Annotated in this window: 18 protein-coding genes; 6 read left to right on the forward strand and 12 right to left on the reverse strand. The window is 53.8% G+C overall.

The features are described 5' to 3' along the window. Positions 1–20 precede the first annotated feature (20 nt). On the forward strand, positions 21–617 hold the full coding sequence (gene grpE, locus BM427_RS22975; RefSeq protein ID WP_139234457.1) for a nucleotide exchange factor GrpE: 597 nt from the start codon (positions 21–23) through the stop codon (positions 615–617). Between the two features lie 42 nt (positions 618–659). Here the strand turns inward: grpE and BM427_RS22980 are convergent, their stop codons facing one another. Continuing rightward, on the reverse strand, positions 660–1,946 hold the full coding sequence (locus BM427_RS22980; protein WP_090126406.1) for an HlyC/CorC family transporter: 1,287 nt from the start codon (positions 1,944–1,946) through the stop codon (positions 660–662). An 18-nt stretch (positions 1,947–1,964) separates the two neighbouring features. Further along, a complete protein-coding gene (locus BM427_RS22985) occupies positions 1,965–2,753 on the reverse strand; it encodes a cytochrome C assembly family protein (protein ID WP_090126409.1) in 789 nt (262 codons plus the stop codon). A gap of 167 nt (positions 2,754–2,920) precedes the next feature. Here BM427_RS22985 and ffh point away from each other — a divergent pair, with 167 nt between their 5' ends. The 5 genes from ffh to rplS all read left to right on the forward strand — a co-directional run bounded on the left by ffh (position 2,921) and on the right by rplS (position 6,538). Further along, complete coding sequence (gene ffh, locus BM427_RS22990; RefSeq protein ID WP_090126412.1) at positions 2,921–4,282, forward strand: signal recognition particle protein; 1,362 nt, start codon at positions 2,921–2,923, stop codon at positions 4,280–4,282. A 251-nt stretch (positions 4,283–4,533) separates the two neighbouring features. Further along, positions 4,534–4,782 carry a 30S ribosomal protein S16 gene (rpsP, locus tag BM427_RS22995; RefSeq protein WP_090126415.1) on the forward strand — a complete coding sequence of 83 codons (249 nt, stop codon included), beginning with the start codon at positions 4,534–4,536 and terminating at the stop codon, positions 4,780–4,782. Positions 4,783–4,800: 18 nt separating this feature from the next. Next, on the forward strand, positions 4,801–5,349 hold the full coding sequence (rimM, locus tag BM427_RS23000) for a ribosome maturation factor RimM (protein ID WP_090126418.1): 549 nt from the start codon (positions 4,801–4,803) through the stop codon (positions 5,347–5,349). 30 nt (positions 5,350–5,379) lie between these two features. Further along, positions 5,380–6,147, forward strand: a complete 768-nt coding sequence (gene trmD, locus BM427_RS23005; RefSeq protein WP_090126421.1) for a tRNA (guanosine(37)-N1)-methyltransferase TrmD — start codon at positions 5,380–5,382, stop codon at positions 6,145–6,147. A gap of 43 nt (positions 6,148–6,190) precedes the next feature. Continuing rightward, complete coding sequence (gene rplS, locus BM427_RS23010) at positions 6,191–6,538, forward strand: 50S ribosomal protein L19 (protein ID WP_002914145.1); 348 nt, start codon at positions 6,191–6,193, stop codon at positions 6,536–6,538. Between the two features lie 156 nt (positions 6,539–6,694). On the opposite strand, the gene BM427_RS23015 is transcribed toward rplS, so the two are convergent. From BM427_RS23015 to BM427_RS23060, 10 genes are all read right to left on the reverse strand, one after another. Further along, positions 6,695–6,886, reverse strand: a complete 192-nt coding sequence (locus BM427_RS23015; protein WP_090126423.1) for an ogr/Delta-like zinc finger family protein — start codon at positions 6,884–6,886, stop codon at positions 6,695–6,697. Between the two features lie 79 nt (positions 6,887–6,965). Next, positions 6,966–8,126, reverse strand: a complete 1,161-nt coding sequence (locus BM427_RS23020; RefSeq protein WP_090126426.1) for a contractile injection system protein, VgrG/Pvc8 family — start codon at positions 8,124–8,126, stop codon at positions 6,966–6,968. Next, entirely contained in the window at positions 8,123–8,584 is a 462-nt protein-coding gene (locus BM427_RS23025; protein ID WP_090126429.1) for a phage tail protein, read from the reverse strand. The genes BM427_RS23020 and BM427_RS23025 overlap by 4 nt, the downstream gene beginning before the upstream one ends. Positions 8,585–8,586: 2 nt before the next feature. Next, positions 8,587–10,491: a phage tail tape measure protein gene (locus BM427_RS23030; protein WP_090126432.1), complete on the reverse strand. Its 1,905-nt coding sequence runs from the start codon at positions 10,489–10,491 to the stop codon at positions 8,587–8,589. Continuing rightward, positions 10,484–10,603, reverse strand: a complete 120-nt coding sequence (locus BM427_RS23035) for a GpE family phage tail protein (RefSeq protein WP_061493592.1) — start codon at positions 10,601–10,603, stop codon at positions 10,484–10,486. Before BM427_RS23035 ends, BM427_RS23030 begins: the two co-directional genes overlap by 8 nt. Before the next feature lie 32 nt (positions 10,604–10,635). After that, positions 10,636–10,917 carry a phage tail assembly protein gene (locus tag BM427_RS23040; RefSeq protein WP_090126435.1) on the reverse strand — a complete coding sequence of 94 codons (282 nt, stop codon included), beginning with the start codon at positions 10,915–10,917 and terminating at the stop codon, positions 10,636–10,638. Between the two features lie 62 nt (positions 10,918–10,979). Continuing rightward, positions 10,980–11,498: a phage major tail tube protein gene (locus tag BM427_RS23045; RefSeq protein ID WP_007370716.1), complete on the reverse strand. Its 519-nt coding sequence runs from the start codon at positions 11,496–11,498 to the stop codon at positions 10,980–10,982. 12 nt (positions 11,499–11,510) lie between these two features. After that, positions 11,511–12,692 (reverse strand): phage tail sheath protein, encoded by a 1,182-nt coding sequence (locus tag BM427_RS23050; RefSeq protein WP_074773984.1) that lies wholly within the window; start codon positions 12,690–12,692, stop codon positions 11,511–11,513. Between the two features lie 130 nt (positions 12,693–12,822). Beyond that, complete coding sequence (locus BM427_RS23055; protein ID WP_090126439.1) at positions 12,823–13,416, reverse strand: tail fiber assembly protein; 594 nt, start codon at positions 13,414–13,416, stop codon at positions 12,823–12,825. Further along, positions 13,416–14,564 carry a phage tail protein gene (locus BM427_RS23060; protein ID WP_090126442.1) on the reverse strand — a complete coding sequence of 383 codons (1,149 nt, stop codon included), beginning with the start codon at positions 14,562–14,564 and terminating at the stop codon, positions 13,416–13,418. Before BM427_RS23060 ends, BM427_RS23055 begins: the two co-directional genes overlap by 1 nt. Positions 14,565–14,622 lie beyond the last annotated feature (58 nt).

The raw sequence follows: 14,622 nt of genomic DNA on the forward strand, positions 1-14,622 counted from the left end.
AAAAAAACGCGGAGAAATTCATGAGTAGTAAAGAACAGAAAACGCCTGACGGGCAAGCCCCGGAAGAAATTATCATGGAACAGCACGACGAAGTTGAGGCAGTTGTTGAGTCTGACGATTCTGCTGAGCAGGTGGATCCGCGCGATGAGAAAATTGCGAACCTTGAAGCGCAGTTAGCCGAAGCGGAAAACCGCGAGCGTGAAACTGTCCTGCGCGTGAAAGCGGAAATGGAAAACCTGCGTCGCCGTACCGAACAGGACGTTGAAAAAGCGCATAAGTTCGCGCTGGAAAAATTCATCAACGAACTACTGCCGGTGATGGATAGCCTGGATCGCGCACTCGAAGTTGCAGACAAAAACAACGCCGAAATGGCACCGATGGTTGAAGGTATCGAACTGACGCTGAAATCCATGTTGGATGTGGTGAAGAAATTCGGCGTTGAAGTGGTTGCTGATACCGATGTTCCGCTGGATCCGAACGTCCATCAGGCGATTGCGATGGTGGAATCTGATGAAATTGCGGCCGGTAAAGTTCTGGGCGTGATGCAGAAAGGTTACACCCTCAATGGCCGTACCATTCGCGCAGCGATGGTCACTGTCGCCAAAGCGAAGGCTTAAGTGTGTTGTTAGAACCCTCTCCGTCCGGAGAGGGTTCTTTGTTTATTCGGTCACGCTTTCCCGCAGCGCTGTTACCGGGATCACTCTGACCTGCTTAATCATATTGTCCTGCACATCAAGGATATCGATGTCGTACTGCTCAATGCGTACGCGTGTGCCGATAGCCGGGATCTCTTCCAGTGCCTCCAGCAACATACCGTTAATAGTGCGGGCTTCTTCTTCCGGCAATCGCCAGTTAAATGCTTTGTTCAGCTCGCGCACGCTGGCGCTGCCGTCAATGATCACCGAACCGTCGTTTTGCGGCGTGGCTTCATCGGCCAGCGCCGGGGACATGGAGGTCGTGAAATCGCCGACGATTTCTTCAAGAATGTCCTCGACCGTCACCAGTCCCTGAATATCGCCATACTCGTCAACGACCAGCCCGACTTTCTTTTTATTACGCTGAAATTTGACCAACTGTGTGCTGAGTGGCGTGCCTTCGGGCACATAGTAAATTTCGTCGGCGGCGCGCAGCATCACCTCTTTGGTGAACTCATTCTTTTCGGTCATCAAGCGGTAGGCTTCACGTACGCGCAGCATGCTGATGGCGTCATCCAGTGAATCGCGATACAGCACAATACGCCCGTGCGGTGAGTGCGTCAGCTGGCGAACGATGGCTTTCCAGTCATCATTGATATCAATCCCGACTATCTCATTACGTGGCACCATAATGTCGTCGACGCTCACTTTTTCCAGATCCAGAATCGACAGCAGCATATCCTGATTACGGCGTGAGATTTTCGCCCGGGATTCGTTAACGATGGTACGCAGTTCATCTTTGCTGAGTGCGCCGCTGACCACGACATCGGCTTTGATGCCCACCATGCGCATCAGCACACGGGTGACGCCGTTAAGCAACCACACCAGTGGCATCATAATCACTTGCAAGGGTGCCAGCAGGAAGCTGCTGGGGAAGGCGACTTTTTCCGGGTAGAGCGCGGCGATGGTTTTGGGCAGCACTTCGGCGAATACCAGCACGACAAATGTCAACACGCCGGTGGCAATCGCCACACCGGCATTGCCGTACAGGCGCATGCCGACGATCGTCCCTATCGCCGAAGCCAGAATATTAACGAGGTTGTTGCCAATCAGCACCAGGCTAATCAGGCGATCGGGCTTGCGCAGGAGTTTTTCGACACGTCTGGCCGCGCGGTTACCCTGCTTCGCCAGGTGGCGTAAACGATAGCGGTTCAGCGTCATCATTCCGGTTTCAGAGCCGGAGAAATAGGCCGAGACCACGACCATGATGACCAGGGTAATGATCAGTGTCGTGGTGGAGATGTGTTCCAGGGGGAACTCCTTTGTGTTTTAGCTCGCAAACTGTTGCAGGACGCGGCTGCCAAAGTAGGCCAGCGTTAAAATACCCGCACCCGCGACGTTAAACCAGACGACCCGGCGACCGCGCCAGCCTTCATGGTAATGGCCCCACAGCAGTACGATATAGACAAACCAGGCGATAATAGAGAGCACTGCTTTGTCGATATTTTCCATGCTGAACAGGTTCTTTATATAGAACAGGCCGGTGCAAAGCGTCAGCGTCAGCAGCACCACGCCCACCTGGGTGATGTGAAACATTTTCCGTTCGATCACCATCAGCGGTGGCATTTCACTGCTGAACGCCAGCCGTTTGTTTTTCAGTTGATAGTCAATCCAGGCCAGTTGCAGAGCGTACATTGCCGCAATAATCAGTGTGGCATAAGAGAAGAGCGACAGGCCAATATGCACCAGCATGCCAGGTGTCGCTTCCAGGTGAATGATGTACTCATTCGGCACGAAAATGGCAAAGGCGAGGTTGATCAGCGCGAAGGTATAGACAATGGGCAGCAGTAGCCAGCCGCGGTTTTTCGAGGCGACAATGGTCATCACCGTACAGATCATCAGACTGACCAGCGAACCGACATTCAGCAGGCTGAGGTTTTGCCCGCCGTCGTCCGGGAACAGGCGCTCTTTCAGCCCAAAACCGTGAAAGATAAGCGCGATCACCGCCGAAAGAATAGCCATTCTGCGCCATCCGCTGTTTTTTTGCAGCAGGCCGGGGACGATCAGCGCGATGCTGATTGAGTAGGCAACAAGAGCGATCAGAGCAAAAACGGGCATAGGGTGTCGGCAGTTGACTGAAGAAGAAAGAAAAGCAGTATAACGTCACGTGACGTTGGCTCCAACAGTTGCATCACATACAGGAGTAATGTCTTCATGTTATACTTCGGCAAATTTCTGTAATGCGTCGCTCTGGCGGCCAACCGTATCACCTCAGGCGAGAGACAATGTTTGATAATTTAACCGATCGTTTGTCGCGCACACTGCGCAATATCAGTGGCCGTGGACGCCTCACTGAAGACAACATCAAAGATACCCTGCGCGAAGTGCGCATGGCATTGCTGGAAGCGGACGTTGCGCTGCCGGTAGTGCGTGATTTTATCAACCGTGTAAAAGAGAAAGCGGTTGGTCATGAAGTCAATAAGAGCCTGACGCCGGGTCAGGAGTTCGTCAAAATCGTGCGTAATGAACTGGTTGCGGCGATGGGCGAAGAAAACCAGAGCCTGAACCTCGCCGCGCAACCGCCGGCGGTGGTGCTGATGGCGGGTTTACAGGGGGCCGGTAAAACAACCAGCGTCGGTAAGCTTGGTAAATTCCTGCGCGAAAAGCACAAGAAAAAAGTCATGGTCGTTTCGGCGGACGTTTATCGCCCGGCGGCGATCAAACAGCTGGAAACCCTGGCGCAGCAGGTCGAGGTGGATTTCTTCCCCTCTGACGCCGCGCAAAAGCCGGTCGATATCGTTAACGCGGCGCTGAAAGAAGCGAAGCTGAAGTTTTACGACGTGTTGCTGGTGGATACCGCCGGTCGTCTGCACGTTGATGAAGCGATGATGGACGAAATCAAACAGGTTCATGCCGCGATTAACCCGGTGGAAACGCTGTTTGTTGTCGATGCCATGACCGGTCAGGATGCGGCGAACACGGCGAAAGCCTTTAATGAAGCGCTGCCGCTTACCGGTGTCGTGCTGACCAAAGTGGACGGCGACGCCCGCGGCGGTGCGGCGCTGTCGATTCGTCATATCACCGGCAAACCGATCAAGTTCCTTGGCGTCGGCGAGAAAACCGAAGCGCTGGAGCCGTTCCATCCGGATCGTATCGCCTCGCGTATTCTTGGTATGGGCGATGTGTTGTCGCTTATCGAAGATATCGAGAGCAAGGTTGACCGCGCACAGGCTGAGAAGCTGGCGAATAAACTGAAAAAAGGCGACGGTTTCGATCTGACCGATTTCCTTGAGCAGTTGCGCCAGATGAAAAACATGGGCGGCATGGCAAGCCTGATGGGCAAGCTGCCGGGCATGGGTCAGATCCCGGATAACGTGAAAGCGCAGATGGATGACAAAGTGCTGGTGCGTATGGAGGCGATTATCAACTCGATGACGCTGAAAGAGCGCGCCAACCCGGACATTATCAAAGGTTCCCGTAAACGCCGCATTGCCGCCGGTTGCGGTATGCAGGTGCAGGATGTAAACCGTCTGCTCAAACAGTTCGACGACATGCAACGCATGATGAAGAAGATGAAGAAGGGCGGGATGGCGAAGATGATGCGCGGCATGAAGGGTATGATGCCGCCTGGTTTCCCTGGGCGCTAATAAACGGCCTGGCTTTTTTGCCATTTTGATGCCGGGGTGTGCTCAAAATGCTCACGTACTGCGTGTACGCTCCGTTGACTATGCGCACGTCGGCACCAAACTGACGACAATGCCGACGGCCTCACACCTCACAGATTCGCACGTGTCGATTGCTTTTTAGCAAAAAATGAGTAAAATTTTCGGGCTTTTAATATGACACCGGGCTCCGTTCCTCGATGGGGCCTGGTGTTTTATTCACACAAGAGGATGTTATGGTAACTATTCGTTTAGCACGTCACGGCGCTAAAAAGCGTCCGTTCTACCAGGTTGTTGTTACTGACAGCCGCAATGCACGCAACGGCCGCTTCATTGAGCGCGTTGGTTTCTTCAACCCGATTGCTTCCGATAAAGAAGAAATCACCCGCCTGGATCTGGATCGTATTCAGCACTGGGTTGGCCAGGGCGCTACTGTTTCCGATCGCGTTTCCGCGCTGATCAAAGAAGCACAGAAAGCAGCTTAATCTGTCACGGTGGTCATGATGAGCAAGCAACAAGCCGCAGTGGTCCCTGTCGAGCCAATTGTTGTCGGCAAGCTGGGATCTTCTTACGGAATTCGTGGTTGGCTCAGAGTGTTTTCTTCCACTGAAGACGCCGAAAGCATTTTTGACTATCAGCCCTGGTTTATCCAGAAGGCGGGTCAGTGGCAGAGCATTGAGCTGGAAAGCTGGCGCTACCACAATCAGGACATCGTCATCAAACTGAAAGGTATTGATGACAGAGATGCAGCGAATCTGATGACGAATTGCGAAATCGTCGTGGATTCCTCGCAGTTGCCGGAACTGGAAGAGGGTGACTACTACTGGAAAGACCTGATGGGTTGCCAGGTAGTGACTACTGAAGGTTACAGCCTTGGTAAAGTCGTCGATATGATGGAAACCGGGTCTAATGACGTTCTCGTCATCAAGGCAAACCTGAAAGATGCATTTGGTATCAAGGAGCGGTTGGTTCCGTTCCTCAATGGGCAGGTTATCAAGAAAGTCGATCTCGCTACTCAAACCATTGAAGTAGATTGGGATCCTGGTTTTTAAACCTCCGGATATACGGTAAAAGACGGCGCTATGTGGATTGGCATAATTAGCCTGTTTCCTGAAATGTTCCGCGCGATTACCGACTACGGGGTAACTGGCCGGGCAGTAAAAAATGGCCTGCTGAGCATCCAGAGCTGGAGTCCGCGTGATTTCGCTCATGACCGGCACCGTACCGTGGACGATCGTCCTTACGGCGGCGGACCGGGGATGTTAATGATGGTGAACCCGTTGCGGGACGCCATTCATACAGCAAAAGCCGCGGCGGGCGAAGGCGCCAAAGTGATTTATCTGTCGCCTCAGGGACGCAAGCTTGATCAAGCAGGCGTTAGCGAGTTGGCTACCAATCAGAAGTTGATTCTGGTGTGTGGTCGCTACGAAGGGATAGATGAGCGCGTAATTCAAACCGAGATTGACGAAGAATGGTCTATCGGCGATTACGTTCTCAGCGGTGGTGAGTTACCAGCAATGACGCTGATTGACTCGGTTTCCCGGTTTATTCCGGGGGTACTGGGGCACGAAGCATCGGCAACGGAAGATTCCTTTGCTGACGGGTTGCTGGATTGTCCTCACTACACCCGACCTGAAGTGTTAGAAGGAATGGAAGTACCGGCGGTTTTACTGTCGGGAAACCATGCTGAGATACGTCGCTGGCGTTTGAAGCAGTCGCTGGGCCGAACCTGGCTTAGAAGACCTGAACTTCTGGAAAACCTGGCTCTGACTGAAGAGCAAGCAAGGTTGCTGGCGGAGTTCCGACGAGAACACGCGCAACAGCAACACAAACATGATGGGCAGGTGTAATACACCCCCGAATATCAGTTTACCCAGGATAAGAGATTAAATTATGAGCAACATTATTAAGCAACTTGAACAAGAGCAGATGAAGCAGGACGTACCTTCCTTCCGTCCGGGTGATACCGTGGAAGTGAAAGTATGGGTTGTTGAAGGTTCCAAAAAACGTCTGCAGGCATTCGAGGGCGTGGTTATCGCTATTCGTAACCGCGGTCTGCACTCTGCATTCACTGTTCGTAAAATTTCCAACGGCGAAGGCGTTGAGCGTGTCTTCCAGACTCACTCTCCGGTAGTTGACAGCATTGCTGTTAAACGTCGTGGTGCTGTACGTAAAGCTAAACTGTACTACCTGCGTGAGCGTACCGGTAAGTCTGCTCGTATTAAAGAGCGTCTTAACTGATAAAACGCACGCGCTACATCCAAAGCGTGTTATAGAACAAGGGGTTAGCGTAATGCTAACCCCTTTTTTATTGGCGATGGCGGCAGAATGGCGGCAGCGAATCGCCACGGCGACAGGCGAAAAAAAAGCCTGCTGGCGCAGGCTGAGGGAAAGCAATTATCGTGTTGAATGGGGAGAGGCTTCTGTCGCCGGTGGCCGGACAATGTAACGCGCCAGCGACTCGTGGGTGACAAATGTGCAGCCACACTGGATGTTCTGACACTGATGGTAGCGCTCTTTGGTTTCGGAACTCAGGTAGCGGCTTGAGCGCGCATGCGCCGCTTGCTGGCATACCGGGCAATGCATCATGGTGGGTTCTCCCTCGTTAACATGCTGCAATAATAAACCATTAACTTGCAAATGCAAGTTAATGGTTGCATTTGACGTTTCAGACGCTGGATTCCTCCATTTCATACTCCACGTTTCGGATGTCGGCTTCCAGATCCAGTTTTGTAATAAAGCCTTTTTGATCAATGCCATGAGTTAATTTCTTGATCACCCAGGGCGTTTTATTGATCACATCCTTAAAGCCTGATAACCGGATGGGCGTTTCCGGCGCGATGTCGGCCCGTCCTTGTGCGAGAGTCAGGCTAAATATTGCGGCATTTCTCTGACGTTGTAGCCATTCCGCTTCTGCTGCGCGGATGGCTTCATCTTTGGAGGCGAACATGTTTTGCAGGATGCTGACATTCTCTATTGAACCGGCGAGGTAATCCGTTGACGCTTGCTGTGTGCCGGCACTTTTGCGCGTCAGTTTTACCTGTTTAACCTGCTTCTGAGGCGTTTTAGTATCCTGCCAGCGCGCAATGATACTGCCGTACGTCGTACGATCGGTTAAATCAAACGTGTGAGAATCGCCATCGCTACGGCTGATAGTCACGGTGGATACGGCCTTACCGCCCCGTACGCATTTACCCGGCACAAGAAAAATCAGTACGCCCGATTTTACGGCGATTTCAGCGCCGTTGCGGATAGCCAGCCGAGTGAGAAACGCGATGTCGCTCTCTTTGGACTGGTCGATATGTGCAATCTTAATACCGGCCAGTTCCGGCGAGACGCTGGCGCTCAGCGAATTGCGCCAGGCAATATCTTTCACGATCTCACCAAGCGTTGTGTCATGCCATGACCGCTCTTTTGGGGTGTTCATATCATTGCGAAAATCGACGCTGCGCCCGGTAATCACTAGCTGATCCGGTGTGCCCCGGTGTGTGACCTGGTCGATAAAGAAACTTCCCATGTTGGTGAGCACCGAGCCTTGTCGACCAATCGAGACGTTAACCAGCGCGTTCCGTTCTGGCATTTCGATTTTGCCGTCGCTGTCATCCAGCGTCAGTATCAGCGTGTCGGCTTCAAAACCGCGGTTATCCGTGACCGTGAGCGCGACTAATCGCGGAGCGAGCCTGGCGGTAATGTCTTTTTTTTCGTCTTTGCTGTTGCCGTTTTTTACCGCAGAGGCGCTGCTGTTGCCACTGGCGGGTTTTTGGTTCAGCTCCAGCTTAAACGCCGGGGCGTCTCCCCGCGTCAGATCGTTATCGAGAGCGTCAATCATCCGAGACTCCCCAGCATTTTGGTGGCATCGTTGAGCAGTTTGCTGCCTTTCGTATACATATCTTCTGCTATGGAGAGCAGCGACTCGTCGACCCGGGTCAAATTCAGTGTGAAACTGATCTTACGCGGCGAGCCGTCGCTATAAAATTCGGAGCCGTTCTCTTTGACGCCGCTTATAACATACACACCGTAAATCATTCCCGTGCCGTCGATAAGCGGCCATTTTCCGCCCTGTTCAGCCATCAGGCGCAAGGCTGCCAGCGACAGCACGCCGCCAGTCAGCTCCGGGTAGAGCGCGCCGGTTATTTCGAGGGTATCTTCGCCTGGACCGATATACTGATACGCCGCGCGTTTACCAACACGCGCGTTGCTGCTCCAGGTAAATGTAGAGGTGCGGCTCAGGTTCTGGAATGGCAGCGTTTGCCGCATAAAGACAAAAAGTCCCAGCGCCAGCATCATAATTAAAACCCTCCTGATGGATTGAATTGCGAAAGGGTACTGTTGCGTTTATTTGCCGCGTCCTGACGGAACAGATCCTGCAGGTAGCGCTCGTTGTTGCTACCGGGGGCGATATCGCCTTGTAACGTGACGTTATATTCCGTTTTGCTCTGGTCGACATACGAATTACCGCCAGCGGGTTTGGCTGCCTGGTAATTGTTAAAACCCGGCATTGTGCTGGTTGGCTGAATGTAGCTCTGGCTAGCGCTGGCGTCTGTCGGTGGTTTCGGTACCTCAAGCACCGGTTTTTTGTCGATAATCCCGAGCTTTTCCAGTACCCAGCTCAGGCTGCTGCCCAATATTTTTACGCCCTCAATCACCAGCGCGATGGAGCCAGAGAGCATCTGGCCGAAATAGAAACCCGCTTTTGCGCACTGGTTCAGCGTTTCCTGGCTGGCCTGCACCGGCGTAATCAGATCGCTGAACAGCTGTTTGATGTTCTGCAAGCCGTTGCCGATGAGATCAAACAGCGGTTGTAGCGGCGCAAATAGCCCGGCAAGCGGGGCGAACGCGGCGCTAATCCCGGCCATTACGCCACCAAAGAAGGCGCTAATCGGTTCCCAGTAGGTGTAGATGGCCAGCGCGGCGGCGGCAACAAGGGTAATTACGCCGACAATCGGTAGCGTGAGCGAACCAAGCACCGCCATAATCCCGCCGCAGACGGTAGTAAAGACGCTGCCAAAAGTCGTCGCGATGGTGATCAGCGTACTGATGCCCGTAAAGACCGGCGCGATAACACCCGCCACCGTGCCAATCGCCCCGGCGACGCCGACCACGGCAGTGGCAATCAGACCGAAGGTTTGCACCAGGCCCTGGTTGTTCTGCACCCACTGTTGCAGTTGCCCCAGATACTGGGTGGCGGTTTGTACCAGTTGGCGCAGGGAGGATTCTTGCGTACTGAAAATATCCACGCTTAGCGACTGATAAACACTTTGCAGCGCCTGTAAATCGGTACCGAGATTGCCAACCTGTGCACTTAGCGCACTTGGCGTACTTACCGCACTTGGCGCACTTACCGCACTTGGCGTACTTACCGAACTTGGCGTACTTAGCGCACTTTGCGCACTTTGCGCACTTAGCGCACCTGGCGCACCTGGCGCACTTGACGTACTTAGCGCACTTACCGAACTTGGCGTACTTAGTGCACCTGGCGCACTTACCGCACTTGGCGTACTTACCGTATTTGCCGCGATACTCACTTCGCTGCCAGGTTGTACCGGTGCGTTGTTTTTCAGCGATTGTTCATAGCCTGGCTGCAGCAGTTTTTTGCCAATGTTGAAGCCAGAAGTGGCGACGGACATCCCGATGTTGCCCACCGCAGAGATTTTCCCGGCAATGCCCTGAATCGTTTGCTGGCCCGCCTGGATTTTTTCCGCGCGTTTTTGCCGGTTCTCCTGCTTCAGCGCCTGCTGTTGTGTGATGAGCTGTGCGCGATGATCGTTGATCTGGCTTTGCAGTTGCAGTTTCGCCGCGGTCGGCGCGTTTGGTTCAACACCTGCGCGCAGCAGCGTTAACCGGTGGTCGATCACCGCTCCGCGCGTCGTTTCGTGCTGTTGCTGAAGCGTGGTTACACGCTCCTGCGTGAAGTTAAGAATGCTGGCGTGGCTGCGCGTCGGCGGACCTTGCTCCGTCAGCTTTTGCGCGCGCAACTGCACGGTTTGCAGGCGCAGGCTGAGTGTCGAAAGGGATTTTTCGGCCTGCGTTAAACCCTCAACCTGGGCGAGCTGGTTGTACAGCCCGCTCAGATTTTTCTCCGTCTCTTTGATCCCGGCAGCAAGCGAAGCATTCGCCGTTTGCAGGTTTTTAAACGGGCGCGTCGCCTGGTCAACAGCCGTGAGCAGTGCGTCAATATTTGTGCTGTTACTCATGTGTATTTCCGCTTCGCTGAAGCGCTTTTTCGCGCCATGTGATGAGCTCGCTCAGACTCAGGGGATAGAGTTCTGACGGCGGCCAGTGAAAAATCACTGCGATATCCGCCATCAAATCGTCAACTGACAGGTTGGCCGGAAAATTTACTGTGCCGAAACCGGCGACAAAAAACCGACCACCTTGCCAGCCAGCGCGACCATATCCACCAGATCCAACGCGGCGACTTCCTGTTCGGTCAGGGAAGGCGAGGTGATGCGCGGCAGTACTTTAATCAGCGCATCCACTTCAGCATTCGCCACTGCCGCCAGGCTCAGACCGCGCAGAGTGCCGGCATTCGGTTTCATCAGGGTAACGGTGTTGATAAGCTGTTCGCCGCGTTTGATTGGCGTTTCCAGGGTAACGACGTTATCAGTTTCGTTGCTCATAAAATCCTCAAGATTGCGTTAGCGAAGGGAAATTCCGGCCAGCCAGGCTGACCGGGTAGGTCTTACAGGCCGATATTGCGGCGGTGCTGTTCGAGACGATCGACGCCGTTCACTTTTTCGATCATGTTAATGGTGTCGATTTCCACCAGTTCCTTGCCATCCATCGTCAGTTTGAAATAGGTACAAACGACGGAGATTTTGGACTCGGTATCTTCGCCCGGCTTGTTCTCGCCGGTGTCGATCTCTTTCTGACGACCGCGCATCACTACTTCAACGGCGACTGTTTCACCGGTGTCATCACGCTGGTAGGAACCCGCAAAGCGGATCGGCACTGCATCGGCGCTGGTTGCGCCATACAGTTCCCAGATAGCCTCATCCGGGAAGCCGCCCAGCGACCACTCCATTGCCATGGCGTCGTCATCAAGACCCATATCAATCGGCGCGATACCGTTCATGCCTGCGCCACGGTAGTTCTCCAGCTTGCGGGTCAGTTTCGGCAGCGTGATGGATTTTGCGATCCCCTGATAGCTGTAGCCATTGAGGAACACGTTCATATATTTCAGTTTTCGCGGCATTGCCATTTATCAGGCTCCTTAATTGCTGTTGACCGAGGAGACCAGATTCGCCAGATATTTATCAGTGATGCGCTGGCGTAAGGTCAGGTTTTCCAGTGGCGGTACCGGCGTATAGTCGTAATCGATATACAGTTTCCCGGCTTTCAGGGTCTCGGCGTCATTGGCGCTCTCGTCGAACCAGCAGGTGGCGTCAACGATGTAACCGTTGCTTTTCAGTTCACGAAACTTGGCGTTGATACCGTCGATGATGTCGCGAATAAGCGTCGCGGTGATCGGCTTGTCGACTGCCCACATATGCGCATCCGCCATGGTGTCGGCGATAACCTGCGCGGTGCGTGTATAGTTTTCAAACAGGAAAAGCGGATCATCGGAGCAGGTACGGTTACCCCAGAAGCGGAAGCCGTCTTTGCGAATCAGCGTGGTCACACCCGCTTCGTTCAGCAGGTCGGCATCGGTGCCGGACTCCTGCAAATCCCAGAAGACCGGGGTGCTGATGCCGGTGACGCCATTCACGCCAACGTTGGACAGTGTTTTGTGCCAGCCGACGGACTGGTCGATATACGCACGCAGGCCAAGTGCGCGGGCGGTCGCGTAGGCGGTTGCCGTCGCGTTCGCCACCGTATCCCAGGCGAGAAAATCCGGCCAGATCACCATCAGTTCGCGCTGGCTGAAGTTCTCGCGATACTTAATCGCATCGGAAATCGTTTTGCAGCCCCAGGCGCTGACATAACCGAAGGCGCGCAGTTTCTGGCAGACGGGGGCCAGCGCGGTAGCGACTTCCAGCGTGTCATAACCGGGAACGCCCAGAATACGCGGTTTTACGCCGGTGACGGCTTCGGCGGTCAGCAGCGCTTTCAGGCCAGTATATTTGCCGTTTTCGTCGGTGGTGCCGATGATATTGGAAATCGTCTGCGCCTGCGCATCATCACCGCTGCCTTCAGCGACGCGCACAACGACGATAACCGGTTTCGCCTGGTCGGCAATGGCTTGCAGAGAAGACGCCAGTGTACCTTTGGTGCCCGCTTTGGCGATGGCACTTTGCACGCTGGTAACAAGCACTGGTTCATTCAGTGGAAAGGTTGCCGCATCGGCATCGCTGGCAGTACATACCATACCGACAATGGCGGTTGAGACAGTGGAAATGACGCGCGTGCCGTCGTTGATTTCGACGACCTGAACGCCATGATGATAATCACTCATCCGTTTAACTCCGTGGTGTTGGGGTGAGTGCTATTCTCCAGGCCGCAGTGGCTCAGCGCTATTTGTTGGGGTTGGGGCGGGGATGAAACAACAGGAGGGCGGCAAAAAAAACGGGCCGTAGCCCGTTGATTTATGCTGGCTCGGTGGGCCAGGTGATGTTGGGCGCACTAGAGAGGTCAATGGCGTTTATCGCGTCGATATAATCCAGCACCTGATCGAGCCGGTTTTTTTCCGCGTCATTCAGCGTTCTGCCCGCCTGCAACTTAAGCTGTATAACGCTGATTGATGACATCGCCGTATCGATATGTTGCTGACGAAGCGCCTGCGCATCCTGAACTGCGGCTACGTGTTGTGCTTCGGCATTCGTAATCCATGCACTTCCATTCCAGCTGTCATAGGGCGTCGCGGGCTCAGTAGCAACAACTCCCTCTTTAAGCGGGCCGATATAATCGACTATTGAGGCGCTAAGATCGGCCGTGGAATAGACGGTTTTCCCGCGATGATCTTCTTTCTGCTCCCACGCACTCCCCGTAAAAACAGCCACACATCCCTCAGCAACGGCACCGGGAGCAATATCTGTTGAACCGGCGGGAAGACCTACGCCAATCGCTAAAAACTCTTCGCTGGACCCGGTAAATTCGCCGGTTTGCGTAGAAAAGCTGTAAGCGGTGATGTGTCCTGCTGTGGTAGCGATTTTTGCGTTATCCAATACTGCTGATGTCATTATGCAGCCCTCACAATGTAGTTAAATGTTACGTTACGCGGTCTGTTTTCAACAGCAGTAGGCACTGTCAGTGACGCATCAAATAAGAGGCCATAGTTTGTTACCGGCACTGAGGACTGAACTACAGGGGTATTTACATTGTTATTCCCTGAGTTAGTGATAGAGAATGAACCGCTTGCGCCAGTTGGTGTCACCACAGAACCTGAGGCGCCAACTGTATAAGCGACTAGACCAGCCCTGATATTACGGATTGCGTCACCTTGAGTGCTCATCACTGCCCGCCCCGTATCAACACCCCTTCCATCATCCCATCCACGGATAAACTCACCTCGCAGATCCGGCAGAGTCAGCCCGGGATACGCCACCGCCAGCTTCGGGTATTGCGCTGCGTTGAACGCCGCACCGTTGCATTTCAGCCAGCCTGTCGGCGGTGTCGCCGATGACCAGGGAATGGGCACGCCAACCGGCAGTGCTGAACCGTCACCCAGGTTTAACGTTGATATTGCCGTTTTAACAAATTCCGTGGTGGCCAGTTGAGTATCATTTGCCGTTTGTCCCGCTGTGGGCGCTTTGGGTGTTCCGGTCAGCGTGGGACTGGCAATCGGCGCGTACTGAGTATGCGGATTGCTGGCTGCAATATGCTGGCTCAACAGGTTATCAGCATAGGCCTTTACTTCGATAACCTTGTCATCGACATACTTGCGCGTCGCCAGCACTACTGACGGATCAATTTTGAGTGTGATGGCTGCGGTAGAGGACACAATCAGCGCCATACGAATCGTCTGCGTGCGTCCGCTACCTTCGCCTAACAGCGGTTTGTAGGTTTCCGGGCAATTGGCGACGGCGATCAGGACGCCATCGCTATCAAAGAGACCCAGCTCGCGAATCCAGTATCCTCCTTCGTTTTCCGGGATCACCTGCTCGGCGATAATTTGATTGGTATCCGCTGCATCGACTGTCAGTGTGTTTACTGCGCCGATGCGTTTTTGGTTAACCAACTGGGTTTGTGCCGGGTCGGGCGTAGGCAGGCTACCGTTGCCATCGCCAACAGCCATTTGCGTAATATGGATTTGGGTGCCCAGCGCAGTTGCGTTCGCCAGCTTCGCCGCGCCCAGGTTGGTCAGAATGGCAAAATATTTTACAGTCATGCGTTCACTCTCAGGTTATCGATTGAGTAAACGGTATTGTCCGGGGCACATTGGGGCG

The sequence above is a fragment of the Kosakonia arachidis genome, assembly GCF_900116535.1.
Classification (GTDB): Bacteria; Pseudomonadota; Gammaproteobacteria; order Enterobacterales; family Enterobacteriaceae; genus Kosakonia; species Kosakonia arachidis.